This window comes from Methylothermus subterraneus (assembly GCF_054656915.1).
This window is the reverse complement of record NZ_BAAHXK010000051.1, coordinates 1-214: the sequence shown is the minus strand read 5'-3', so window position 1 is coordinate 214 and position 214 is coordinate 1. Positions and strand designations below refer to the sequence as shown.

Genomic DNA, 214 nt, shown 5'->3' with positions numbered 1-214 from the left:
TGGAACAGTGGCCTGACATCCCCATCGTCCTGCACCAGGACCACGGAGCCGACCCGGGCGTGTGCGCGCGCTCGATCCAGTCGGGATTCACCTCGGTGATGATGGATGGGTCCTTGATGCCGGACATGAAAACCCCTTCCACTTACGAGTACAACGTCGAGGTCACGGCCAAAGTGGTCGAGATGGCGCACGCGTGCGGGGTCTCGGTGGAAGG

The 214-nt window shown here is 62.6% G+C and carries 1 protein-coding gene; it reads left to right on the top strand.

What is annotated here, in order from left to right; translation table 11 throughout:
* A partial coding sequence (locus ACYQ3M_RS11685) for a class II fructose-bisphosphate aldolase (protein ID WP_460036255.1) occupies positions 1–214 on the top strand: 214 nt, incomplete at both ends.